This window comes from Rahnella sp. CJA17(1/100), assembly GCF_963881615.1.
GTDB lineage: Bacteria > Pseudomonadota > Gammaproteobacteria > Enterobacterales > Enterobacteriaceae > Rahnella > Rahnella aceris.
In genome coordinates, this window is sequence record NZ_CAWOJA010000080.1 from 1 (window position 1) to 319 (window position 319).

The following is a 319-nucleotide window of genomic DNA, read 5'->3' on the forward strand; positions in this document are numbered from 1 at the left end:
CCAGGCGCATCTCGTTCACGTCGTAACTGTCCATCACACTGGCCCGCAACAGGTGACTGCTCAGTTCCATCAGGCAGACCATGCGGACCTGAGGATATCCACGTTCACCGTGCTGGTTCGAAGCCTTACCGAAGGCCTCTGCATTTTCAGGCGTGTCCTGCGTATGCCAGACTACGCCATCGACGGCATTGTGTGTCAGTCCGTGCCAGAGAGGATGCTTTGCCTCTGCATGCCAGTGTTGCTGAGTGATATCAAACAGAACCCGGATGGCATCTTCACCTAACGTTTTTCTGCGGGCAATAACGGAGCTGGGTGCGGT

The 319-nt window shown here is 55.8% G+C and carries 1 pseudogene; it reads right to left on the minus strand.

What is annotated here, in order from left to right:
- Positions 1–319 (minus strand): annotated as a pseudogene (locus AACU55_RS23400) (IS4 family transposase); the annotation flags it as partial.